Genomic DNA, 23809 nt, shown 5'->3' with positions numbered 1-23809 from the left:
AACCAACTGGGCTGACTCACGTCTGAATTCAGGACTAAAATTTTTTCTTTTCATTGGTGCACCTGTGTTGTTCTGAGGTGAGCATATCACCTCTGTTCAGGTGGCCAAATTCAGTGTGCCACTACACCCCCAATTTACCAAAGCAATCCTTTCACATTCACTCCATATGCATCCTCAATCCACTTTTCCCTTCTGCCAATTCCGGCCGTAGCGTCAGCGATGGGATCTCGTAGTCGCCGTAGTTCTGGCGACGGAACGGTAGCGGCGGGGTTTCATCGAGTGTGTCGAGTCGATGTAAAAGCTGTTGGCGATATTCTATATAGCGTGCGTCGTCGGTTTTCTCGGCGCGGTAGATAAGCATCGGTGGCAGGACGTCAAACCCCGGGTAGAACAGCATGCCGTGCTGTATGGGGAACAGTATGTCGTCGATGCTGCCATTAATGCCGCGCGCAGAATAATGCGATTCCCAGCCGCCAGTGCTGACCAGCAGCATGGCGCGTTTGCCCGCCAGCGTGCCTTCGCCGTAGCGGTCGCCCCAGTGTGTTTCGTTGTGTTCACCCACGCCATAAGCGAACCCGTTGGCATACACCCGGTCGAACCAGCCCTTCATGATGGCCGGCATGGAGAACCACCACAGCGGAAACTGGAATATAACGACATCGGCCCAGATGAGTTTTTCCTGCTCGGCGGCGATGTCTGAACTTTGCATCGCATTATCAAAAGCATAGCGCGCATCGGTGATGGGGTTAAATCTCTCCCCGCGCAGTGGCGCGATGGTGTCTTGCGCATCCAGCGTCGGTTTCCACTGCATCCGGTAGAGGTCGGAAACCTGCACCTGATGCCCCGATCGTTGCAGATGCGCGACGGCATCATCCTTTAATTGTCCGTTGAGCGAGCGGGGTTCCGGGTGGGCGAAGACGATATGTACGTTCATAACGAATATCCTGTCTGGTGAAAGTCTCAGTAGGGTATGTAATCCGTGGTTATAGTAGAAATTCATTACTGCAATAACAGGTATTTTTATGGTTAATTTCACCCGACTGGATCTTAATCTTCTGCTGACGCTGCAGGTGCTGCTTGACGAGCTCAACGTGACCCGCGCGGCACGGCGGCTCAATCTGTCTCAGCCGTCGGTGAGCGTCCAGCTCGCTAAGCTGCGGGAGTTTTTTGACGATCCGCTGCTGTTGCCTGGCCCGCGTGGCATGCAGCCTACGTCCAGAGCCAATGCGCTGCGCGAACCTCTGCGTCAGGCGCTAAGTACGCTGGAGGCCGTGGTAGCGCCCGTCGAGGCCTTTGATCCGGCGAAGGCGGAGCTCACCTGGCGCGTGGCGGCCACTGACTATATGGCGACGGCCATCCTGCTGCCAATGTTGGAAGGGCTGCGCCAGGATGCACCGCTTTCCCGTCTCGCGGTGTATGAGTTGCAGACCCAGCGCTTTTTGCGTCAGGCGGAGCAGGGCGATATCGACCTGATTTTTCATACCCGCGACGGCGCACCGGATTCGTTGCATCAGCGGTCTTTGTTCCACGAGCGCTACGTGTTAGCCGGGCGAGAGCAGCATCCAATGTTGCAATCTCCCCTCACGGCGGCGGAATTTTGTCAGCTTGAGCAGGTGATGGTCTCGCCGGATGGCGGTGGATTTTGGGCGGCGACGGACGATGCGCTGGCCCGTAGCGGGTTGTCGCGTCGCGTGGTGTTGTCAGTCCCGCACTTTTTATTCCTGGTCGAGACGCTGTTGAAAACCAATCTGGTTGCGGTCGTGCCGGAACGGCTTACGCGAAACGTGGCCGGGTTAACGACCGTCGAGCCACCGGTTGACGTTGTAGGATTTGAAATGCTGATGCTCTGGCACGAGAGGCAGCACCGCGATGCAGGGCACCGCTGGATGCGTCAAAGAGTGACGGAATCGTTGAAATGACCGGTAAGTGACTCGCGAAGTGTTGAAGGGCAGAACGGGAGGGAAGCAGATCGTCCCCTCCGGCAGGGAAATTACATATCACCATGCTGATAAAGCTTAACCCGCTTCTGTTTTTGTTCTTTATCCAATTTCAACGCAGAGTTCATTTCTTCTGGTTGTGTCGGTGTTTCAGCGGCCAGCGTAATACCTGAATTCAAACACCGCCACCGGGCAAAGAGCCACCCACTATTTAGACGGCGGTGGTACGTACCCTGGGTAGTAAATCACGCGCGGTTTGCCATAAACCGTTAGCGGATACACCGGCACGTAAACGACTCCAGGTTGCGCCGGTTGGATGGTGATGGTCTGCGCGGGAGCAGGAACCGCTTTCCCGGCGCTCGCCGTCGCCGATGCCGATGCCGCGGTCGACTGCACCCGCAGTTGCGGTGAGGTTTTGAGGGCGCCGTTCTGCTGCGCTCTGGCACGCAAAATTTGCACCGCGTTCATCACGTCCTGCGGCTGGCGGGTATAGGCTACGCCAAGGAATTTAGTCCACTGCGGATTGTTAACCATCTGCTCCTGCACGTCCGGGAAAGAGGCCAGGGATTCCACCGCCACATCATTACGCGCAGTACTGGCCGCCAGAACCTGTGCCAGCAGGCTGTCAGGATAGAGCGCAATCGGGGAAACCAGCGAATAGAGTTCATCGGCGCCGATTACCGGGTTCGGGATAACCCCCGGCGTGCCATACTGCCGCGTCGGCGGCGGAGTGTTGGGGGCTTTCTGGTCGCAACCCGCCAGCGGCAGGATTAACGCCAGCACGCTGCATAATACAAAACGGTTGTTCATCATAAGCACCGGGTCAAAAAAAATCGTCAGGTGCTATGGAACCTGATCCGCCCTGGCGGCTCAACGGATCATTGGTTTTATTTGAGACTTTGAAGCCTTCAGAAAGGGAGCCGCTGCTGTGAGGAAGGTAATGATCAGCCCGCCACAATCTCAATCATGTTGCCATCGGGATCGAGGATGATCGCTTCGTAATAACCGTCGCCGGTCATGCGCGGGCCGCTTTTCAGAATGCCTTCTTCTTTCGCTTTCGCCGACAACACATCCACCGCCTGCTTGTCGCCGACGTTCAGCGCGATGTGCGCCCAGCCGCAAAACTCGCGGTTCTCCGGGGCGTCAGGCAATTCCGGCAGGGTCATCAGTTCTACCGTTGGGCCATCCGCCAGAGTAATGAAATACGACGCAAATCCTGGACGATTTTTGCTGAGGTATTTCTCATTCGGCGTGCCGTCGAAATAGCGCTGCCAGAATACTGCCTGTGCGTCCAGGTCGTGGGTCCACAGTGCCACGTGCGCAATCTTCATTTTTATCTCCATAATCCGTTGTTTTCCCGAGTATGCCGCGACAACTCTCCGACTCAAACCTTGCCCTCTTCAGGTTGTGATCCCGGCAGTAACTCGACGTTTATTCCATCGCCAGATGAATGGCTTCTCCGAGTTTTTCCATTACTTCGCGGTGTTTCTCGGTGGTTGGTAGGGCGCAGTTGATGCGCAGGCAGTTGCGGTATTTGCCGGAAGCGGAAAACAGCGTGCCCGGCGCTACCTGAATTTTCAGCTCGCACAGTTGTTTTGCGACGCACACCATATCGACCATTTCCGGCAGTTCGACCCACAGCATAAAGCCGCCTTCGGGCCGGGTGACGCAAATTCCACACGGAAAATACTGACGCAGCCAGCAGGTGTAGGTTTCCATATTGCTCTGATAAATCTGCCGCATCCGGCGCATGTGGCGGTGGTAATGCCCCTCGCGCACGAATGCCGCGACCGCCAGTTGAGTGGTCGGCACATTGGTGCCGGTGGCGGCGTATTTCATGTGCAGCACCCGGTCGTGGTAACGCCCTGGCACAATCCAGCCCACGCGCAGGCCAGGCGCGATGGTTTTGGTAAATGAGCTGCACAGCAGCACCCGGCCGTCGATATCCCAGGATTTGATGGTGCGCGGGCGGGGATAATCGTTCGCCAGTTCACCGTAAACATCGTCTTCGAAAATGACGATATCGTGGCGTTGAGCCAGCGCCAGCACCGCACGTTTACGGGCATCCGGCATGATAAAACCAAGCGGATTGTTGCAGTTCGGTACCAGAATCACCCCTTTGATCGGCCACTGCTCCAGCGCCATTTCCAGGGCTTCTACGCTGATCCCGGTTTGTGGATCGGTCGGGATCTCAATCGCTTTAATGTCGAAACCGCGCAGCAATTGCATGGTGCCGTAAAACGACGGCGATTCAATGGCGACGATATCGCCCGGTTTGCACACCGCCAGCAGGGCAATCGCCAGCGCCGCGTGGCAGCCGCTGGTGATGATAATGTCGTCGGCGCTGGCCACCGCTTCACTGTCGAGCATCAGGCGGGCGATTTGTTCACGCAGCTCGCGACGGCCAGCGAGTTCGTCATAGCTGAAAATATCGGTGGCATGATGTTGCACAAGGCGCGCCATTTCACGCCAGAGCGGTTTCAGACTCGGCTGGGTGATATCCGGCGATCCGCCGCCGAAGGGGATTATCGATTTGTCGTGGCGCGCATCCAGCATGGTGAGGATCTGATCCCAATGGGTGACATCCACCGGGCGCTGCACCGGGCGTGACATCGCTGGCACGGGCGGCTGGGCTTTACGTGGCGCGATAAAATAGCCAGAGCGAGGCTGGGGGGTTATTAGCTGGAGCGTTTCCAGCGTCTGATAGGCCTGCTGCACGGTGCTGATACTGACGCCGTGTTCCTGACTGAGCGCGCGCACCGACGGTAATTTCTCGCCATGACGGTACAGCCCCTGTTCGATCCGTTCGGCGATCAGATTCGCCAGATGCTGGTAACGCGTCATCGCTGTATCCTCATTTGATGCCATACAGATGGCAAAACCAGTACAGATTGGCATGAAAAATGCCGTGCAGATACTGTTTTAGCGGATCTGTATGTTAAATAAAAGTACAATTTGAATCTGTATTGTTAACCCTTCTCCCGGCGAAAATAGCGTCATTGACAGCGTGAGGAGGTGCAGGATGGAATTTCATGAGAATCGCGCGAAAGCGCCATTTCAAATCTACGTATTGATGGGCCGCTGGCTGCGGCAAACCTGGCGTATCTGGAAAACGCGGCGGGAACTGGACCGGCTCAGTGATGCGCAGCTGAAGGACGTTGGGCTGCGACGCGAGGATTATTGATTGCATCACCCGGCCTGAGCGCCGGGTTTTTATTTCGCATTCCATGCTCTTTTGTTAAGACGTTTCTTGATACTTATCAGGGTAAGTATTAGTCTTCTCCTGCCTTGTTAAGGAGACCCTATGACTGAAGATGCTTTGTTCGCCCGCCGCCCGATGGGCATGCGCATGGCGATGGTGGTGCGCCAGTGGCGAGCCATTATCGACAACGCGATAACCGACACTGGCCTGACGCAGTCCAGCTGGACGACGCTGATGCAGTTGCAACAACTGGGTGATAACGTCTCAATCAGCGAGCTGGCGGAAGTGCAGGGTATTGAACTGCCGCCGCTGATGCGCACGCTGATACATCTCGAGGAACAGGGCTATCTGCTGCGTACGATATCGCCGTATGACAAACGCTGCCGCTTGTTAATGCTGACCCCGAAAGGCCGTGCAGTGCTGGAACGACTGACTCACGTTATCGAAAGCTGCCAACAGCGGGTCACGGAAAATATACCTGCCGACGTCATGGATGCCTTCAGCAACACGCTTAACCAACTCGCCTGCAATATGCGGAACATCCGCGACGACATTAAATAAGACCTAAAAAAATGATGAGCCCCGAACAAAAATTTGCCCGCTGGGTAAGGGTGAGTATTGCCTCTTTCCTGCTGATGTTTGTCTATTTCATTGTGGCGGATATCTGGATCCCGCTGACGCCGGATTCCACCGTCATGCGCGTGGTGACCCCTGTGTCATCGCGCGTTTCCGGCTATGTGGCCCACGTCTACGTGCATAACAACAGCCCGGTGAAAAAAGGCGATCTCTTGTATGAGCTGGACCCGACGCCGTTTATCAATAAGGTGCAGGCGGCGCAGATAGCACTGGAACAGGCGAAGCTCACCAACCAGCAGCTGGACGCGCAAATCGCTTCCCAGCAGGCCAATCTTAAAACCGCGCAAATCACCGCCCGCAATAATCAGGCAACGTTGAGTCGTTATCAGCGTCTGGCGACGATGCAAAACGTGTCGCAGCAGGACCTGGATAACGTCCGCACCGCGTGGCAAAACAGCGAACAGTCGGTGAGTTCACTCACCGCGAGTATTCATAATTTGCAGATTCAGCGCGGTGAACGCCACGATGACCGCAACGTCACGCTGCAAAAATACCGCAACGCGCTGGAAGAGGCGCAGCTCGATTTGGGATGGACGAAAATCCATGCGGAAGCGGCGGGCACCGTCAGTAACTTGCAGTTAAGCTCCGGCCTGTATGCTTCTGCGGGCACCGCGCTGCTGGCGGTGGTGAACGACGAGACCGATATCGTGGCGGATTTCCGTGAGAAAAGCCTGCGGCATACGCAGCCCGGAACCGACGCGGCGGTGGTCTTTGACGCGCTGCCAGGCAAGGTTTTCCGCGCCCATGTGACCAGCAGCGATGCCGGGATTTTGGCCGGGCAGGAAGCAGTCAGTGGACAGCTTTCGCAGCCGGAAGAGTCCAACCGTTGGGTGCGCGATGCCCAGCGGATGCGCATTCACGTGGCGCTCGATGAGCCGATTGGCAAAACGCTGCCGACCGGCGCGCGCACCACGGTGCAGCTGTATAACAGCGAAGGTGTGCTGGCTCGCTTTTTCTCCGGCCTGCAAATTCACCTCGTAAGCTGGCTGCACTATGTCTATTAACACCCTGGCGCGGGTTTTTACCCCGCACGACAACATCGTCTACAGCGCCAATGATTTTCGCCAGACGCTGCGCATTGTCTTCGCGGGGATGATTGCGCTCAGCATTTCCACCTTCTACAACGTGCAGTACGGCGTCTTTTTTGTGGTTTATCCGGTGATGCTGCTGTCGCTGGTGCCGGTTTTTAACCGTCATATCGCGATGCAGTTTATCTTCAGCGCGGTGCTGAACTGTGTCGAAATGGTGCTGATCATCGGCTATCTTTCGCAATGGCCGATCGTCATGACGCTGGTGGTATTTGCGCTTTACGTGATGCGTTTTCGCTTTATGAGTCAGGGCCCGCTGTTTCTGTTTGGCTCGATGGGCGTGGTGTGCCAGAGCGTGATGCTCAATTTTATGAGCTACCCCGCCAACAGCTGGCACACGCTGCTGTCGTCCAATATGGAAGCCAGCGTCATGGCGGTTAGCCTGAGCGCGTTGATGCACTTTTTGCTGCCCGACGTCGAACCGCGCCAGCCGCCACCGCGTATTGAAAAGAATGCGGCGCGCGTGCGCCATGAATCCCTGCTGTCCGGCACGGTGGCGACGGCTATCTTCGTGATTTTCCAGGTCTGCGACCTCAGTGATTCACTGTCGGCGCTGATGGCGGGGATCCTTATCCTGTTTCCGATGCATTACCGCGGGGCGGTGCTGAGCTCACTCTGGCGCGTGGTGGGAGTGGTGCTGGCCTGTCTGTATATTCTGCTGGTGCAGCTGATCCTCTACGATCACAGCAGCCATATGCTGCTGATGATGCCGCTGATTGGCCTCGGGCTGGCGTTCAGTGCCCGCCTGCACGTGATGGAAAAAGTGGGGGCAGGCGTCGGATTTGCCAGTATCACCACCATCGGGATCATGTTTGGGCAGAATCTCCATCCCGAACAGGATCTGGTGTTCAGCGATCTCTATCGCGTGGTGTCGGTCACGGTGTCGCTGCTGGTAACGCTAACGATGGTGTTTCTGGTTCATCTCATCCTCAACCGCTTCGCCGTCACGCGGTTCGTGGTGAATAACCCGAACGCGTGAGTAGCAGATCGGTAAGCGTTTTTTTTGCCCGATGGCGCTGACGCTTATCGAGCCTACATAACCGATGTCGCTGATGCTTATTGGGGATACGGTTTTGTAGGCCTGGCAAGCGTAGCGCCGCCGGGCACAGCGTTAATGAATTAATGGCATCACCAGCGCCGGGAGCTGGGAAAGCAGCCACAGGATCAGGCCAATCGTGCCGCCAACCAGCGTGCCATTGATGCGGATAAACTGCAGATCCTTACCGATGTTCAGCTCAATCTGACGCGACATATCCCGCGCGTCCCAGCTTTTCACTGTGTCACTGATATGACGGGTGAGGAATTTGGCGAAGTCTGGCGCCACGCGGCGTGCAGCCTGTTCGAGATGCTCATTCAGCGAGGCACGCAGCGCGCCGTCCGTCACCAGCGCTTCGCCGAGCCACATTCCGGCTTCCGTAATCCGTTTCTGCGTGCGCGAATCCTCGGTCTGCAGATCGTTCTTCAGCCACTGACGGAGATCGGCCCACACTTCCCCCAGATAGCGGTTAAACGTCTCATCGTCTTTCAGGTAGCGTTTGATGTTCTCCGCTTTCTCGGCCATCTCGGGATCGATTTTCAGGTTGTCGATAAGCTTTCTCACCGCTTTATCAAAAGCATGTCGCACCTGATGCGCGCTGTCCTGGCTGACATCGTCCAGCAGCGTATTCACCGCCTCGGTGACCATTTCGGCGCTGTGTTCGCCGAGCCATTCGGTCGGCAGTATTTTGGCCTTCAGCGGGTGCTCTTTCTCCAGCCAGTGAATGATTTGCCGGGCAATAAATTCGCGGCTGCTGTCGCGCTGGAGCAGGGCAATCAGCTGCGTAATCAGCGCGTCGAGCAGCGTCTGATGCCGGTTGTTTTTGGTCATGCTTTCCAGCATCAGCGCGCTGGTGCCGGTTAAATCAACCTTATCAATCGCCTTATGCACCGCGCGTTTAAGCAGGCCCTGAATGCGCGAATCATCGGTCAGTTCGAGAAAACCGCCCATCACCTTAATCAGATGTTGCCCCACGCGCTGGGCGTTTTCGGGCTGGCTGAACCAGTTGCCCATCATCAACGCCGGTTCATGCTTCTGAATTAAATTCACCAGCGACTGGGTGTCGAGAAATTTTTCCTGCACGAAATGACCGAGATTGTCGCCGATCCGGTCTTTATTGCGCGGAATAATCGCCGTATGCCGAGAGATGAACGGCAGCGGCACGCGACGAAACAGCGCCACCACGGCGAACCAGTCTGCCAGGGCGCCGACCATCGCCGCCTCGGAAATGGCTTTCAGCGCGCTGACCCACCGCGCAGGGGGCAGAAACAGCGTAGTCACGAAAATGGCTGCCGCAATGAGCAGTAATGAGAGCGCCAAAAGTTTGGCGCGTTTGAGTTCAGCTAATTTATCCATGATATATACCCAAAATAATTCGAGTTGCAGGAAGGCGGTAAGTGACTGGGGTGAACGAGCGCAACCAACGCACATGCAACTTGAAGTATGACGGGTATAAGCATAGAGCGGGACGGCGGGGGAGTACAAAGCCTGGCATCAAATCGCTACGCGGCGGCTGATCTCCACCACCTGATCGCCCGGCAGTTGATAATAGTGCGTGGCGTGTGTGCAGTTGCGCACCATGAACGCGAAACAGCGGCGCTGCCACTGAGCGATACCCTCTCCGTCTTCGCGCCCAACCAGGGTTTCATGACCCAAATAGTACGTGGCGTCGGCCAGGTCAAACGGGCAGTTTCGTTTCTTGATTTCGTACTGTAACGCCGGGATGTTCGGATGTTCCATAAAGCCGTAATAGGCCACCGCGCGCCAGTAGCCGGGCGCGGCTTTACGGATAACCAACCGGTTCACATTGGCAATGTGTGGCACGTTGAGAATGGTGACGGTCAGGGCCATCACCTGCTGCTGCAACGCGCGATTACGTATCACATGCCAGCGCATTACCGGCGGAACGCCGCTTTGTGAGCGGGTTAAAAACACCGCTGCGCCTGGCCCGCGGGGAATATCGTGCTCGCGGAGTTTGTCGAAAAAGGTCTCTGTGTCCATGCCGGTATCGTTCAGCGCCCGCAGCGTGGCGGTGTGGCCGCGATGCCAGATAACCATCACGCAGCAAATCACGGCGGCCAGCAGCAGCGGAATATAACCGCCTTCCAGCACCTTAATCAGATTGGCGATCAGAAAACAGATATCAATGGTCAGGAACAGCAGGGCGGCTAGCGCGCTGGCGGTGCGGTTCCAGTGCCAAATCCGCCGCATGGCGACGTACAGCAGCCCGGACGTCATCAGCATGGTTAACGACACCGCGATACCGTACGCGGCGGCGAGGTTCTCGGACGAGCGGAAGAACACAGCGAGGAACACCGTCGCCACCATCAGCAGCCAGTTGACGATACCGATGTAAATCTGGCCGTAGTTTTCTTCAGCCGTCTGTTTAATCCGCAAACGCGGCAGCCAGCCGAGCTGGATGGTCTGGCGTGTCATCGAGAACGCACCGGTAATGATCGCCTGGCTGGCGATAATCGTGGCCAGCGTGGCGAGGATAACCAATGGGATTTGCAGCGCAGGTGGGCACAGGCGAAAGAAGATGTTGTGCGAAATATCCCCACCGGACAGCAGCAGTGCCGACTGCCCGGCATAGTTCAGCAGCAGGCTCGGGAACACCAGGCCAAACCACGCAATCCAGATAGGCTTTTTGCCAAAGTGGCCCATGTCGGCGTACAGCGCTTCCGCCCCCGTCACGCAGAGGAACACCCCGCCGAGCACCAGAAAGCTGACGAAACCGTGCGACAGCAAAAAATGCACGCCGTAATACGGATTAATCGCCATCAGCACCGCCGGATGCTGGCCTATCCCCCAGATGCCTAACCCGGCAATCACCAGGAACCACAGCATCATTATTGGGCCGAACACGATGCCGATTTTGGCCGTGCCAAAGGGCTGAATGGCAAACAGCGCTACCAGAATGGTCACGGTGCCCGGCAAGATCAGATGTCGGGCTTCGGGGAATACGATGTTCAGCCCCTCGAGCGCCGACAGCACCGAAATCGCCGGCGTAATGGCGCCATCACCGTAAATCAGCGCCGCGCCGAGCAGTCCGGCAAAGATGATCAGCGCCCGGCCCTTGCCGTTGTGCTGCAACAGCGACATTAACGCCATGATCCCGCCTTCGCCACGGTTATCAAAACGCATCGCGAAGGCCGCGTATTTTATCGACGTGACGAGGAGCAGCGTCCAGATAATCAGCGACAGCAGACCGAGAATAATGCCGGGCAGTCGGACTGCTGCCGGAAAGGAGGATGACGGTTTTGAGGGTATACAGCGGGCTGGTGCCGATATCGCCGAACACCACGCCGAGTGCGCTGCCTGCCAGCAGAATCGCGTTAGGCGGTTTTTGTGCTGTGTTGTTTTCCGTCGCCAGTGCCGTCTGGTCCATGAAAACATCCTGTGGGTGAATGTGACCTTTTTACACTATAGCCCTGAATAATGCGTCACACGGCGGCAGGCCGTTATTCGTCGCGCAGCGCCTGTAAAAAGCGGGCGAAAAGATCCGGCAACGGTTCGTCGTACCACAGCGCGTAGAGATCGGCGGGGATCGACTCTTCGAGTTGCAAAAAAGCCACGCCGGGCCAGTGGATAAGCGCGCAGGATTCGGGCAGCAGTGATATGCCGTTTCCGGTGCTGACCAGTGCCAACGCGGTTTGTGGTTCAAAAACCTGATGGGTGATCAGCGGCGACACGCCCAGCTCGAGGCAGTTGTCATACACCTGACGGGCGAAATCACTGCGGTTGAAGGAAAGCGAGATAAAGGCGCGATCGGCCAGATCTTTCAGGGAAACCGTGGCGTGAGCGCACAGCGGATCGCTCTCATGCACCGCCACGCATATTGCCTCCCGGGCAAACAGCTGACAGCGGATCTTCGCTTCCACATGCGGGATAACGTTGCGGTTAATGGCGATATCAATGGTTCGCGCGCGCAGAGCTTCGGTTTGCTCCTGCTGCCCCAACTCATGCAGCGCCCAGTTCACGTCCGGATTGGTTTCGCGAAACACCTTCATGCGCGTCAGTAACGGCCCCCACATCGCGCTGCCGATAACGCCGATGTTGATGTGCTGTTTCTCGCTGCGACCAATCTGGCGCACGTAGTTCAGCGACTGCTCGGTGGCACTGAGGAGTTTATCGACCTCCGCTTTCAGCACTTTTCCGGCGTGAGTTAATGCGACTTTACGGCTGGATCGTTCGAACAATTCAACGCCGAGAGTCTCCTCAAGCTCTTTGATTTGCATGCTGAGCGGCGGCTGGGAGATGTTTAGCCGGGCAGCGGCCCGGCCAAAATGCAGCTCGTCGGCGAGGATTTGAAAGTAACGCAACATCCGCAAACGAACGCGGCTATTAGCCTGGGGATCGAGCATGCCGGGCACCGAAAAGAAGGAGGGTGGCGGTATGATGCAACCCTCCCGCAAGGCTGTCAAACCGCGACCGCCTCGCCCTGATGCAGGCGTTCTGCTTTGCTGCAGGCAATGGCGGCGAGCAGCGTCACCATCAACAGCGCATACGCGCAGGTGGATGCATTGACCGCGCCGTGCAGGCCGTAATGGCTGTTGACCAGCGAAGAGACAGTGGCGAACAGCAGCGTGCCCACGGTGCCGCAGGTGAGCAGCGCCGAAATCAGGGTCGGCGAACTGCGACTGACCTGCAACGAACCGTAACTCATCAGGCCGGAGAACAGGCCGGAGTTAAAGAAGCCAAACGCGCCGCAGGCAATCAAGATAAGCGTGGTATTGGTGCTGTTGCTGATAAGCGCAATCGAGCCCAGCCCGACGGCGGTACACATCAGCAGGAAGGTGCGCAGCTTCATCCATTTCACGGTGAACTGGTTGAGGAACAGGCCGGTCGCTTTCGTCACCCAATAGACGGTGGTATACAGCGCCGCTTGTTCTGGTAATAACTGGAAGCGCCATTGCAGGTAGCCAGGTGTCCACAGGGTGAAAATCGGTTCAGCCAACAGGAACAGGAACAGCGCGGCACATAACAACCATACCGAGCGGCCCCACGGTTCGTGAGTCACGGCATCCTGATGCGTGTCCAGCGGAGCTTCGGTAGCGGGGTAACGGCTACGTAGCGTCAGCAGCAGCATCAGCACGCCGAGGCCGCCCATAATGCCGTACATCGCAATCCAGCTTGCACCCATTTTGAACAGCCACGCCAACAGGAACGAGAGCGTGGCACCGGCCAGGCTGAAGAAGAAGTCTGTGAAAATCAGGCTCGACGAACGGCTTTTCTCATCCGGATTGATACGCACCACCAGGTAACTGCCGATGGTCATGAAAATACCGCCGCAGGCGCCGATAATAGCGACCGCCACGCTAAACATGGTCAGCGTTGGAGTGACGAACAGCAGGGCGCTGATGAGGATGGTCAGCGCGGCGGCGATCACCAGCGGCTTTTGCAGACCCCATTTTTTCATCAGGATACCGCCGAGCATAATCGGCACGAACATGCCGATATTCATCAACGTAAAGACCTGGCCGATAAAGCTCGGATCTTTGTTGAACGCGGCGCACAGCGGGCCGAGGACGATGCCGAGTGTCGACACCAGCGCGCCGACAAAGTAATAGCTCAGATACGAAATCGCGTTCAGATTACCGCGAGAGTAATTTTCTGACATCTGCACTTCTCCTGGCGGGCCGAGCGCCCGCCGCTGGACGGGAATTTAGCGGCAGCTCTTCACGAACTGGCTAATGAGGCGAATGAAATCATCGGTGACCATCGCCGCGCATTTCAGGGTTTGTTCGTGAGACAGTTCCACGTCGCTCAGGCCTTCCGCCATATTGGTGATCGCCGATACCGCCAGCACCTTCAGGCCGCAGTGGCGCGCCACGATAACTTCCGGCACGACCGACATGCCGACTACATCGCCGCCCATGTTTTGCATCATGCGAATTTCTGCTGCGGTCTCGAAGTTCGGTCCTGGATAGGAAACGAAAACGCCTTCGTGCAGCGTCAGGCCCAAATTACCCGCGGTGTGCTGCAGTTTTGCGCGCAGGTCTTTGTCATACGCGTTGGCGAGGCTGAAGAAACGCGGGCCAAAGCGATCGTCGTTCGGCCCGACCAGCGGCGTAGACGGCATGGTGTTGATGTGGTCGTTCAGCGCCACCAGGCTTCCGGCAGGGATAGTCGGATTGAGTGAACCAGCTGCGTTGGTGCAGAACATAAATTCACAGCCGAGCAGCTTAAAGGTGCGCACCGCGTGAGTCATGATGCCCATCCCGACGCCTTCGTAGAAATGCCCGCGACCCTTCATGCAGATGATGTCCACGCCGTGCAGCGAGCCCATCACGACTTCGCCCGCATGACCAATCACGGTGCTTACCGGGAAGCCGGGCAGTTTTTCGTAAGAGATGACGGTCTTGTTGTCGAGCTTATCGGCCAGCGACCCAAGGCCGGAGCCGAGGATAAACGCGATGCGCGGTGTAAAACCTGGCTTAACGGCATTAATGATTTCAACGGCTTCGTAGGGGGTATTGTTAATCACGGAATGAGACATAAAAACTCCTGAATGCTTTGGGATATACATCCATTCTGAGAAATGAGTGATTTGGAATCCAATTGGATAGTAGGGGTTATTGATAGTTTTTTTCGAATGAATTGGCGTAGGCATAGAGCAGCTCAACGGTATTTCAATGCGTTACGATGCGGTTGCCTGACAGGGAGGGACTGATAGCGGAAAAGCACATGGCGGAAGTGTGATGGAGTTCACTGGTGTGCTCATTCGCGAACGAAATTGAGAGTGGGGATCCTCATTCTGTCACCTTCCCGTCATCTTTCTGTCATGTCACATTCTTATGGTGTTTCACATTCATAAAAAGGTGACAACAACATGAAAATTAAACTTATTTCTCTGGTGGTTGGCAGTACCCTTTCTCTCTCATCCTTTGCAGCGGAGCCCACCGCGGAGCGCTTTGTGGTGAGTTTTCCTGAAGGCTCACACGTCAATTACAGCGGTGCGTTTTCCAGCGCGTTTGCGAACGGTTTACCGGTGGGGATTGGCTCTGGTTTACTGTTTACCGGTAAGCAAGGCGATGCGCTGACGTTTGCGACGGTAACGGATCGCGGCCCGAACGCTGATTCGCCGAGCGTGGGTAAGAACGAAGCGAAAATTTTTGTTACCCCAGACTTTACGCCGTTACTGATGTCCATTCGTGTTGAAAACGGCAAAGCCGAAGCGACCCATCTGCGTCCGCTGCATGATGAGAAAGGCAATATCAACGGTCTTCCGCTGCAAAGTGGGGTGATTGGATCGACCAACGAAGTGGCGCTGAGTGATACCCTGAAAACGCTGACGGGCGATAACCGCGGGCTGGATACCGAAGGCATCACCCCGGACGGCAAAGGCGGTTTCTGGCTGTGTGATGAATATGGCCCGTTCATGATTAACGTCGATGGCAATGGCAAAATCATCGCGAAGCACGGCCCGCAGGCGCTGGACGGTGAAAAGTCGATTGCCGGTGGTCTGCCGAATATCATCAAGTGGCGCCAGCCAAACCGTGGCTTCGAGGGCATCACCCGGATGCCGGATGGGCGCATTATCGCCGCCGTGCAGAGCACGCTGGATATTGACGGCAAGAGCAAGAAGAAAGCCCTGTTTACCCGTCTGGTGAGTTTTGACCCGGCGACCGGTAAAACCGCAATGTACGGTTATCCGATTGATAACGTCTACAGCAAAAACAGCGATGCCAAAATCGGCGATATCGTGGCGCTGGATAATGACCACATCCTGCTGATCGAGCAGGGCGGCGATAAAGATGACGTGATGCGCAATAACATCTACAAGGTCGATCTGAGCCAGGCCAGCGATCTGGCGGCGTTTGATAAGCCGGGTGAATATCCGGAGTTTGATAGCGCGGATCAACTGGCGAAACGCGGGATCACTTTAGCGAGCAAAACTCTGGCGGTTGATCTGCGGAAACTCGGCTGGAAGCAGGAAAAGGCCGAAGGCCTGGCGCTGATCGACAGCAAAACCCTGGCGGTGGCGAACGACAATGATTTCGGAGTGAAAACCGTGATGCAACAGCCGGTTGAGGGCAAAAAGCTGAAGGATTATCGCGTAAGCGGGCAGGGCAAGCTGACGGTGGAGGATAAAGTGGTGGCGACGACGATTGCGGTGAAACCACTGGAAAAACCGGCGTCTGATAGCGAGTTATGGGTGGTGGCACTGCCGGAACCGCTGCTGTAATTTGTTTGTTTCAATCAGGCGACCGGGCACCGCCTGATAATCCTGGAGTGTGGCCCCTCTTGGAGCTAGTTTTTTCTGGCACACCAAAATAAAAAAGCGTAAAGGGCAACAATAAAAATTGCTGTGGCAGATAATGTATAATCGGGGAAAAACTCACTGACCAATGCGCCAAAAAGTAAAATAATGATTGGTATGATGAAGGTTAAAAAAAATAGAACCAGTTGTCCTTTTAGCCACTCTTTTAGACATTTCATTATACTAACCTCGCAATGAGTCTGGCGGCATCTTCATCAGTGATTGATATTCTGTTCGTGAGTTCTCCTTGACGAATGAGTGGCTCAATTAAAAAATACATCATTTCAAGCTTAGCGGAATATAGCGAATGGTAGTATAAAGGGTTGTGTTTTTTTATATGGTTAGCACAGTTTGCTGCCTCTTGTACCAGGCCATACACCCCGGCGATGCTTGCAATCGACGCCGCTATCGAATATTTATTGAGTTTGCCTTGTACGGCAGGTCTAAAGCCAAAGCCATAACAAATCGCGGTAGTGATGGCAAAACTTAATCCCTCGTTGGTCGCATTAGTCACGGAGATCTTAACACCTAGTCTCATTAAATGCCGCTTTATATTCTGAATGCTTTCATAGCTTTTGTATTTTATGATTGAGTCAATATACATATGTATCATATCAAAAATAACATTTCTTCTTTTCACCAGTTGAGCAATGCCAAAAAGAAAACGAACATCCTCATCTCTGAGCCTTGAGCAGACATCCCGGTAGTTATCGGTGAAGCATGAGGCGTAATAGGTAAGACGAGTTGCACCGGCGTTAATTCTTCCCAGTTGTGCCAGGACGTCATCCTTTACCCCTGATAATGCCTCATCCAGTTTGACTGCCATGATCTTATTGACTTGAAGAGCATCAATAATATTCTTGTTGCTGTACATTATTATCTTCCTGATACGAAACGCCCAGATTTTGTGCATACGTTACACATCTTCAATAATTCTGACAATAGCGCCGACACGCATAACGATATGTAAAGGGTAATACGCCCTCTTATATATTGGTGGAGTGAATGAGTGAGGCTGTTTATATATTTTAATCGAAGGTTAGATGCGATGGCGTAATGATAAAATGATAAACAGGACTATTCGGTGGGTATTGAGTATTTAAAAAATGATAATGCCGCCATTATCGACGGCATTGTCTCAGGCAGATTTGCGCAACCCCGCAAATGCCGCACGAATTTCTGTTTCCGGTAATTGAACGCCGATAAACACCAGCACGCTGTGCGGTGTTTCGTCGCCCCACGGGCGGTCCCAGTCGGCGCTGTACAGGCGTTGCACCCCCTGGAACAGCAGGCGGTTTGGCTCGCCGTCAATCCATAACATCCCTTTGTAACGTAGCAGCTTATCGGCGAAATCGAGCAGCAGGTTTTCCATTACGCGGGAAACGTCGCTGATATCGACCGGGTAATCGAGCTCGACCACAATCGATGAGATGTCGTTTTGCTTATCCGCCATAAAGTGAAAACGCGGCTTAGGCTGAATGACGTTTTCTTCGAGCATAAAGCCGTTGGTATTGAACAATAATTCGAGGTCAATATCACCGTGCGTCACGGTGTAAATCGGTGCACGGGCGTTGATGCGCGTCAGGCGCTCGCAGAGTTTTTCTGAGTCTTGCGCCACGTCGGTTTTAGTCAGCAGAATGCGATCCGCGTAGCCTACCTGCGACTGCGCCAGCGTGAACTGATTCATCTGATCGTCGGCGTGAACGGCATCGACCAGGGCTATCACCCCGTCGAGCATGTAGCGCTCGCAGAGGATCTCATGTGAGAAAAAGGTCTGCACGATCGGGCCGGGATCGGCCATGCCGGTACATTCGATGATCAACCGGTCGAATTCGATATCGCCGCGATCGCGACCGTCGAGCAGATCCAGCAGCGCGTCTTCCAGTTCGTTGGATCGACTGCAACAAATACAGCCGTTGGTCAGGGTGGTTATCTGTGTGGCGCGATCGCCAATCAGCTGATCGTCCATCGAGACTTCGCCGAACTCGTTTTCGATCACGGCAATTTTGAACCCGTGATCCGCGTTGAGAATGTGACGCAGCAGGGTCGTTTTACCTGCGCCGAGAAAACCGGTGAGTAGGGTGACGGGGATCGGATTCATTGTCTCTCCTTTAACAGCAGCGTACGCCGCCTTCTCCACTGCCGCCGTAGCGCGCTTGCTGGCGCTCGCGGAAGAATTCTTCGTAAGTCATGTACGGTTTATCCGGATGATTGGTCTGCATGTGTTCGACGTAGTTGTCGTAATCCGGGATGCCAATCAGCATCTTTGCCGCCTGACCGAGATATTTTTTTGCCTGACCTAAGTTACCAAACATAATTCATCCTGATAAGACAAAGCCCCGCCTGAGCGGGGCTGAATACGGTTAATGATGTGAAGAGGTTTTCACGCCACCTTCTGGCACCGGAACATACGGCGTTTCCTTGTCGGTTCGCGCGTCGATAGCGCGCGCCTTCATACAAGTTTTGATGCCGTAGAAAATGATGCTGTAAACCACTACCAGGAACAGGATGCTCAGCCCCGCGTTGGTGTAGTTGTTGATAACGATGTGGTTCATGTTAGCAATCTGCTGAGCAGTCAGGTCAGCGCTGCCCGCAGCAATTTTCGCTTTGTACTGGTTAGCCATGAAGAAGAAGCCTTCCAACTGCGGGTTGGCGCTGAACAGCTTCAGACCGAGCGCCCAGGTGGTACACAGCAGCAGCCACAGCGCCGGAACCACGGTGACCCAGATGTATTTGGTGCGCTTCATTTTCACCAGCACCACGGTGCCGAGCACCAGTGCCACGGCCGCCAGCATCTGGTTCGAGATACCGAACAGCGGCCACAGACTCTTCACGCCGCCCAGCGGGTCAACCACGCCCTGATACAGCAGATAACCCCACAGGCCGACGCAGCCCGCCGTCCCGGCGATACCCGCCACCAGAGAGTCGGTTTTCTTCAGGAATGGCACGAAGTTACCGAGCAAATCCTGCAACATGAAGCGGCCCGCACGGGTGCCCGCATCCAGCGCGGTGAGGATGAACAGCGCTTCGAACAGGATGCCGAAGTGATACCAGAAGCCCATGTCGGCCATCGGCATGACTTTGTGGAACACGTGGGCGATACCGACGGCAAGCGTCGGTGCGCCACCGGCGCGGTTCAGAATCGACGGCTCGCCGATGTCTTTCGCGGTCTGCATGATTTGCTCAGGCGAGATAACGAAGCCCCAAGAGCTGACCGTTGCCGCGGCGTGAACGCTGGCATCTTTCAGCTGCGCCATGATCATCGCCGCATTTTCGCCGCCCATTTCGTGCAGGTTCGGCATGGTGATACCGAGGCCCGCAGGCGGGGTATTCATCGCGAAGTACAGGCCCGGCTCGATGATAGACGCCGCAACCAGCGCCATGATCGCCACGAAGGATTCCATCAGCATCGCGCCATAACCAATCAGACGCGCATCTTTTTCATTCGCCAGCAGCTTCGGCGTGGTGCCGGAGGCAATCAACGCATGGAAACCTGATACCGCACCGCAGGCGATGGTGATAAACAGGAACGGGAACATCGCACCTTTCCACAGCGGACCGGTGCCGTCGATGTACTGCGTCACCGCAGGCATTTTCAGTTCCGGGTTGAGGATAACGATACCGAGGGCCAGGCCGACAATGACCCCAATTTTCAGGAAAGTGGCGAGGTAATCGCGCGGGGCCAGAATCAGCCACACCGGCAGCAGCGCAGAAACAAACGCGTAGCCAATCAGTGCGAAGGTGATGGTGGTGTCTTTAAAGGTCAGCGCCGGGCCCCAGTACGGGTCGTGGGCGATTACGCCACCGAACCAGATGGAAGCAACCAGCAGCACGATGCCGATAACCGAGATTTCGCCCACGCGGCCGGGGCGAATAAAGCGCATGTAGATCCCCATAAACAGCGCAATTGGCACGGTCGAGCAGACGGTGAATACGCCCCACGGGCTTTCGGCGAGGGCTTTCACCACGATAAGCGCCAGTACCGCGAGGATAATAATCATGATAAGGAAGCAGCCGAACAGGGCAATCGAGCCCGGCACGCGGCCCATTTCCTCTTTTACCATTTCGCCAAGCGACGAACCGTTCCGGCGCGAGGAGATAAACAGCACCATAAAGTCCTGCACCGCCCCGGCCAGCACGACGCCTGCCAGCAGCCACAGCGTGCCGGGCAGGTAGCCCATTTGCGCTGCCAGCACCGGGCCGACCAGCGGGCCTGCGCCTGCAATCGCCGCAAAGTGGTGCCCGAACAGCACGTAGCGGTTGGTCGGGACGTAGTTCAGACCATCGTTATTGATAACTGCAGGCGTGGCACGGGTCTCATCGAGTTTCATCACCTTCTGGGCGATGTACAGGCTGTAGTAGCGATAGGCCACCAGATACACCGAGACCGAGGCGACCACGATCCACAGGGCGCTGACGTGCTCGCCGCGACGCAGGGCCACCACCGACAGGCAGAACGCCCCGATGATTCCAATAATGGCCCACGGCACATGCTTGAGAAGTTTTTTCATATCCATAGTTCAAAACCTGGCGTTTATAAGAATGAGTGAAGTGTTACAACGACTTCTGGAGGTATTGATGCTGCGAGCTATGGTGCCAGAGCTTCGCGCGTGCAGAAGGGGGAAAATGGGTGAGTGGTTGTATGGGCAGTTAAGCGGTCTTTTGTGGAGGCGAGCGGTTGGGGCTGGTGGAGCGCAGGGTTAAATATGTGATTGAGATCACAACGTAATTTGACCCTCTCCCCGCGGTAGAGGGTCAAGGGTCATGCTCGACAATCAGAATAGCGTGTCCAGTTCCTCAACCACGTTATAGGCATCGTCGACCAGCAGTAACGTTTTCCACTTATCAAACGTCAGGCACGGGTGCGAAGTACCGAACACCAGGATATCGCCGACCTGAACATCGCAGCCCTCGGCCAGTTTGAGCATACAGTGTTGGTCCATAATGCCGGTGCTGGTGATAGCGCCTGGCGTAAACGTCAACGCTTCGCCATGTCGGTAGTGGGCGACGGGCTGCGGCAGTCCGGCATCGAAGGCGCTGTCGCGTTTGCCGAAATTAACGACCGCGCGGTCGCTTTCGGGGACCGACTGCACCATCGCGACAAGCTCAAGTGCGGAAGTCAGATCGCCGCCAATATCGCACGCCACGCGGTCGCGGGCTTTCAGCTGTTGCTGAGCTTCGTCATAGATCCCGGCATCGTGGGTGATGTAGCAACCTGGGCGGATAACGATCCGGCACTCTGGCGGTTTTTCCGCGGCCAGCCAGATGTTGCATACCACGTCATACCAGACGGTGCCTGCTCCGGTCAGAATAAATTCACCGTCGACGTAGCGCGCCATCTCGCAGGCCAGTTTCGCTGCATCGCGCAGCAAAGCTTCAACCTGTGGCTGCGGATTATCGCCGTGCAGCACGCCTTCATACAGCTCCAGGCCTCGCAGGCGAAGACCGGGCAGTTGGGCAATTTTCTGCGCCAGTGCCAGCCCCTGTTCAATCGTACGACAGCCGCAGCGCCCGTCCGGCACGCCGAGCTCGACCATGACATCCAGCACCAGGTTTTGTGCCGCGAAGAAGGCTGAAAGCGCGTTGACGTTGGCCTCGCTATCGACGCAGCAGATGAAATCCGTCTCGCGATAGTGTTGTTTTAGCTGAGCCACCACCTGCATGTTCGCTTTGCCCACCAACTGATTAACCATCAGCACGCGCTGAATACCGCTGGCCATCGCGGCGCTGGCTTGCCAGGCGCTGCCCACCCCGATCGCCCATGTGCCAGCGTCCTGCTGAGCCTGAAAAATCCACGGTGTCATGGTGGTTTTGCCATGCGGCGCAAGCGAGACACCCCGTGCGTCGGCATAGCTCTGCATCCAGCGAATATTGTTTTCCAGTGCTGCCTTTTTAATCACGGCGGCGGGCAGGCATACGTCTTCGGCCAGCACGTTGGCAGGGGAAAAGAGCAGAGCAGATTTGTGAGGGATAACCGTATCGGAATGGTATTTCATTTCACTATCCTTCTCAGTGTTGAATGTGGTTATGTGTTTGTATCATTTATAACATTATGAATTTTATCTTTATTTGTTATTTTACGGTTTGTTTGTGAATAAAAGTATCATCTTTTGTTAGTCGCTTTGCGTAGTTTTTCACTGTTTTTACGGCTTGTAAATGGTTAACTTATCCGCAGAACAGAATGAGAGCGAGGCATTATGAAGGTGAACTGGCTGTTTAAAAAAGTCACCGTGATAGACGGCAGCGGCGGTCCGCAGTATCGCGCCGATGTGGCCGTTAAGGATGAGCGGATCGTGGCGATTGCGACAACACTCGACGTTGAGGCGGAGCAGGTAGTTGAGGGGCAGGGGCGTGTGCTATCGCCGGGCTTTATTGACGTGCATACCCACGATGACATCAACGTTATTCGTATCCCGGAATACCTGCCGAAAATTAGCCAGGGCATCACCACGGTTATCGTGGGCAATTGTGGGATTAGCGCGGCGACGGCGGTGATGAAAGGTGACGTGCCGGACCCAATGAATCTGCTGGGCGAGAAACCGCACTTCATCTATCCCACCGTTGAAGCTTATGCCCACGCGGTGGAAGAGGCGCGTCCGGTGGTGAACGTCGGAACGCTGATTGGTCACACGGCGCTGCGTAATAACCATATGGATGACCTGTTTCGCACCGCAACCGATAGTGAAATTGCCGGAATGCGTACGCAGCTTCGCGAGGCGCTAAAGCAGGGGGCACTCGGCCTGAGTACTGGCCTTGCCTATGCCAGCGCGAACCAATCATCCACTGAAGAGGTGATGGCGCTGGCAGAAGAGCTGGCGGCGGAGAAGGGGATTTACACCACCCATCTGCGTTCTGAATTTGAGCCTATTGTTGAAGCACTTGATGAAGCTTTCCGCATTGGTCGTCACGGCAAAGTGCCGGTGATTGTGTCGCACCACAAATGCGCCGGGGCGAAGAATTGGGGGCGGACAAAGGAGACTCTGGCATTCTTCGACAAGATGCGCCAGCACCAGGATATCTCCTGCGACTGCTACCCGTATTCGGCAAGCTCCTCGACGCTAGATATGAAGCAAATTACCGATGAGTTCGACATTGTCATTACCTGGTCTGAGCCACATCCGGAAGTGGCCGGGCAGACGCTGCAACAAATTGCAGATGGCTGGAAATTGTCGTTGCATGAGGCTGGACTGCAGCTGATGCCTGCGGGGGCGATTTACTACAACATGGATGAACAGGACGTGCGGCGGGTGATGTGCTATCCGGTGACGATGATCGGCTCCGACGGCTTGCCGAATGATCCGATGCCGCATCCGCGTTTATGGGGCGCGTTCCCGCGTGTGCTGGGCCATTATTGCCGTGATGAGCAGCTGTTTCCGCTGACCCAGGCGGTGCATAAGATGACCGGTATGTCGGCGGCGCGTTTTCAGCTGCCGCAACGAGGACTGGTAAAAGTGGGCTATTACGCCGATCTGGTGCTGTTTGATCCGCAGACGGTACGCGATGTAGCGAGCTTCTCTGACCCGAAACAACCGGCGGCAGGGATTGACGCGGTGATGGTGAACGGCGTAATGAGTTATGGTAGCGATAAACGTATTATCGGGCGCGCAGGGCGATTCTTGCGACGTCAGGACACGATGAAGGAGTGAA

The 23809-nt window shown here is 55.6% G+C and carries 21 protein-coding genes and 1 pseudogene; 7 read left to right on the top strand and 15 right to left on the bottom strand.

Annotated features, from left to right (window positions below; translation table 11 throughout):
* Positions 1-157: 157 nt before the first annotated feature.
* A complete protein-coding gene (locus tag MUU47_RS07245) occupies positions 158-934 on the bottom strand; it encodes an NAD(P)H-dependent oxidoreductase (protein ID WP_258987505.1) in 777 nt (258 codons plus the stop codon).
* 88 nt (positions 935-1022) lie between these two features.
* On the opposite strand from MUU47_RS07245, the gene MUU47_RS07240 reads away from it, so the two are divergent.
* A complete protein-coding gene (locus MUU47_RS07240; protein WP_258987504.1) occupies positions 1023-1919 on the top strand; it encodes a LysR family transcriptional regulator in 897 nt (298 codons plus the stop codon).
* A gap of 71 nt (positions 1920-1990) precedes the next feature.
* On the opposite strand, the gene MUU47_RS07235 is transcribed toward MUU47_RS07240, so the two are convergent.
* The 4 genes from MUU47_RS07235 to MUU47_RS07220 all read right to left on the bottom strand — a co-directional run bounded on the left by MUU47_RS07235 (position 1991) and on the right by MUU47_RS07220 (position 4781).
* Complete coding sequence (locus MUU47_RS07235) at positions 1991-2116, bottom strand: hypothetical protein (RefSeq protein WP_258987503.1); 126 nt, start codon at positions 2114-2116, stop codon at positions 1991-1993.
* 28 nt (positions 2117-2144) lie between these two features.
* Positions 2145-2750: a DUF3300 domain-containing protein gene (locus tag MUU47_RS07230; RefSeq protein WP_258987502.1), complete on the bottom strand. Its 606-nt coding sequence runs from the start codon at positions 2748-2750 to the stop codon at positions 2145-2147.
* A 131-nt stretch (positions 2751-2881) separates the two neighbouring features.
* A complete protein-coding gene (locus MUU47_RS07225) occupies positions 2882-3268 on the bottom strand; it encodes a VOC family protein (protein WP_258987500.1) in 387 nt (128 codons plus the stop codon).
* Positions 3269-3368: 100 nt separating this feature from the next.
* On the bottom strand, positions 3369-4781 hold the full coding sequence (locus MUU47_RS07220) for an aminotransferase-like domain-containing protein (RefSeq protein ID WP_258987499.1): 1413 nt from the start codon (positions 4779-4781) through the stop codon (positions 3369-3371).
* Between the two features lie 178 nt (positions 4782-4959).
* On the opposite strand from MUU47_RS07220, the gene MUU47_RS07215 reads away from it, so the two are divergent.
* The 4 genes from MUU47_RS07215 (at position 4960) to MUU47_RS07200 (ending at position 7842) form a co-directional block, all read left to right on the top strand.
* A complete protein-coding gene (locus tag MUU47_RS07215) occupies positions 4960-5121 on the top strand; it encodes a DUF1127 domain-containing protein (RefSeq protein WP_258987498.1) in 162 nt (53 codons plus the stop codon).
* A gap of 120 nt (positions 5122-5241) precedes the next feature.
* The gene (locus MUU47_RS07210) at positions 5242-5700 is read left to right on the top strand and encodes a MarR family transcriptional regulator (RefSeq protein ID WP_258987497.1); all 459 of its coding nucleotides are present in this window, start codon (positions 5242-5244) and stop codon (positions 5698-5700) included.
* Between the two features lie 11 nt (positions 5701-5711).
* The gene (locus tag MUU47_RS07205) at positions 5712-6779 is read left to right on the top strand and encodes an HlyD family secretion protein (protein WP_258987496.1); all 1068 of its coding nucleotides are present in this window, start codon (positions 5712-5714) and stop codon (positions 6777-6779) included.
* Complete coding sequence (locus tag MUU47_RS07200; protein WP_258987495.1) at positions 6769-7842, top strand: DUF2955 domain-containing protein; 1074 nt, start codon at positions 6769-6771, stop codon at positions 7840-7842. Before MUU47_RS07205 ends, MUU47_RS07200 begins: the two co-directional genes overlap by 11 nt.
* A 132-nt stretch (positions 7843-7974) precedes the next feature.
* Here the strand turns inward: MUU47_RS07200 and MUU47_RS07195 are convergent, their stop codons facing one another.
* The 5 genes and pseudogenes from MUU47_RS07195 to xapA form a co-directional block, all read right to left on the bottom strand.
* Entirely contained in the window at positions 7975-9255 is a 1281-nt protein-coding gene (locus tag MUU47_RS07195) for a DUF445 domain-containing protein (RefSeq protein ID WP_258987494.1), read from the bottom strand.
* Between the two features lie 138 nt (positions 9256-9393).
* Positions 9394-11272: pseudogene (locus tag MUU47_RS07190) on the bottom strand (potassium transporter Kup).
* Between the two features lie 88 nt (positions 11273-11360).
* A complete protein-coding gene (locus MUU47_RS07185) occupies positions 11361-12263 on the bottom strand; it encodes a LysR family transcriptional regulator (protein ID WP_258987493.1) in 903 nt (300 codons plus the stop codon).
* A 56-nt stretch (positions 12264-12319) separates the two neighbouring features.
* Positions 12320-13519, bottom strand: coding sequence for an MFS transporter TsgA (gene tsgA, locus MUU47_RS07180; RefSeq protein ID WP_258987492.1), 1200 nt, complete (start codon positions 13517-13519; stop codon positions 12320-12322).
* 45 nt (positions 13520-13564) lie between these two features.
* Complete coding sequence (gene xapA / locus MUU47_RS07175; protein ID WP_258987491.1) at positions 13565-14398, bottom strand: xanthosine phosphorylase; 834 nt, start codon at positions 14396-14398, stop codon at positions 13565-13567.
* Between the two features lie 333 nt (positions 14399-14731).
* Here xapA and MUU47_RS07170 point away from each other — a divergent pair, with 333 nt between their 5' ends.
* On the top strand, positions 14732-16087 hold the full coding sequence (locus MUU47_RS07170; RefSeq protein WP_258987490.1) for an esterase-like activity of phytase family protein: 1356 nt from the start codon (positions 14732-14734) through the stop codon (positions 16085-16087).
* A gap of 253 nt (positions 16088-16340) precedes the next feature.
* Here MUU47_RS07170 and MUU47_RS07165 read toward each other — a convergent pair whose 3' ends face one another.
* The 5 genes from MUU47_RS07165 to MUU47_RS07145 form a co-directional block, all read right to left on the bottom strand.
* A complete protein-coding gene (locus MUU47_RS07165) occupies positions 16341-17036 on the bottom strand; it encodes a hypothetical protein (RefSeq protein ID WP_258987489.1) in 696 nt (231 codons plus the stop codon).
* 264 nt (positions 17037-17300) lie between these two features.
* Entirely contained in the window at positions 17301-18263 is a 963-nt protein-coding gene (yjiA, locus tag MUU47_RS07160) for a GTPase (RefSeq protein WP_258987488.1), read from the bottom strand.
* 10 nt (positions 18264-18273) lie between these two features.
* Positions 18274-18477 carry a YbdD/YjiX family protein gene (locus tag MUU47_RS07155; RefSeq protein ID WP_110510653.1) on the bottom strand — a complete coding sequence of 68 codons (204 nt, stop codon included), beginning with the start codon at positions 18475-18477 and terminating at the stop codon, positions 18274-18276.
* A gap of 48 nt (positions 18478-18525) precedes the next feature.
* Entirely contained in the window at positions 18526-20679 is a 2154-nt protein-coding gene (locus MUU47_RS07150; protein WP_258987487.1) for a carbon starvation CstA family protein, read from the bottom strand.
* A 258-nt stretch (positions 20680-20937) separates the two neighbouring features.
* Complete coding sequence (locus MUU47_RS07145) at positions 20938-22158, bottom strand: amino acid deaminase (protein WP_258987485.1); 1221 nt, start codon at positions 22156-22158, stop codon at positions 20938-20940.
* 201 nt (positions 22159-22359) lie between these two features.
* Here MUU47_RS07145 and MUU47_RS07140 point away from each other — a divergent pair, with 201 nt between their 5' ends.
* Positions 22360-23808, top strand: a complete 1449-nt coding sequence (locus MUU47_RS07140; RefSeq protein ID WP_258987484.1) for an N-acyl-D-amino-acid deacylase family protein — start codon at positions 22360-22362, stop codon at positions 23806-23808.
* Position 23809 lies beyond the last annotated feature (1 nt).

Origin of the sequence: Scandinavium hiltneri (assembly GCF_024764835.1) — a bacterium.
GTDB classification, from domain to species: Bacteria; Pseudomonadota; Gammaproteobacteria; order Enterobacterales; family Enterobacteriaceae; genus Scandinavium; species Scandinavium hiltneri.
Note: the sequence above shows the minus strand (reverse complement) of the source record. Positions and strands in the feature narration are given on the sequence as shown.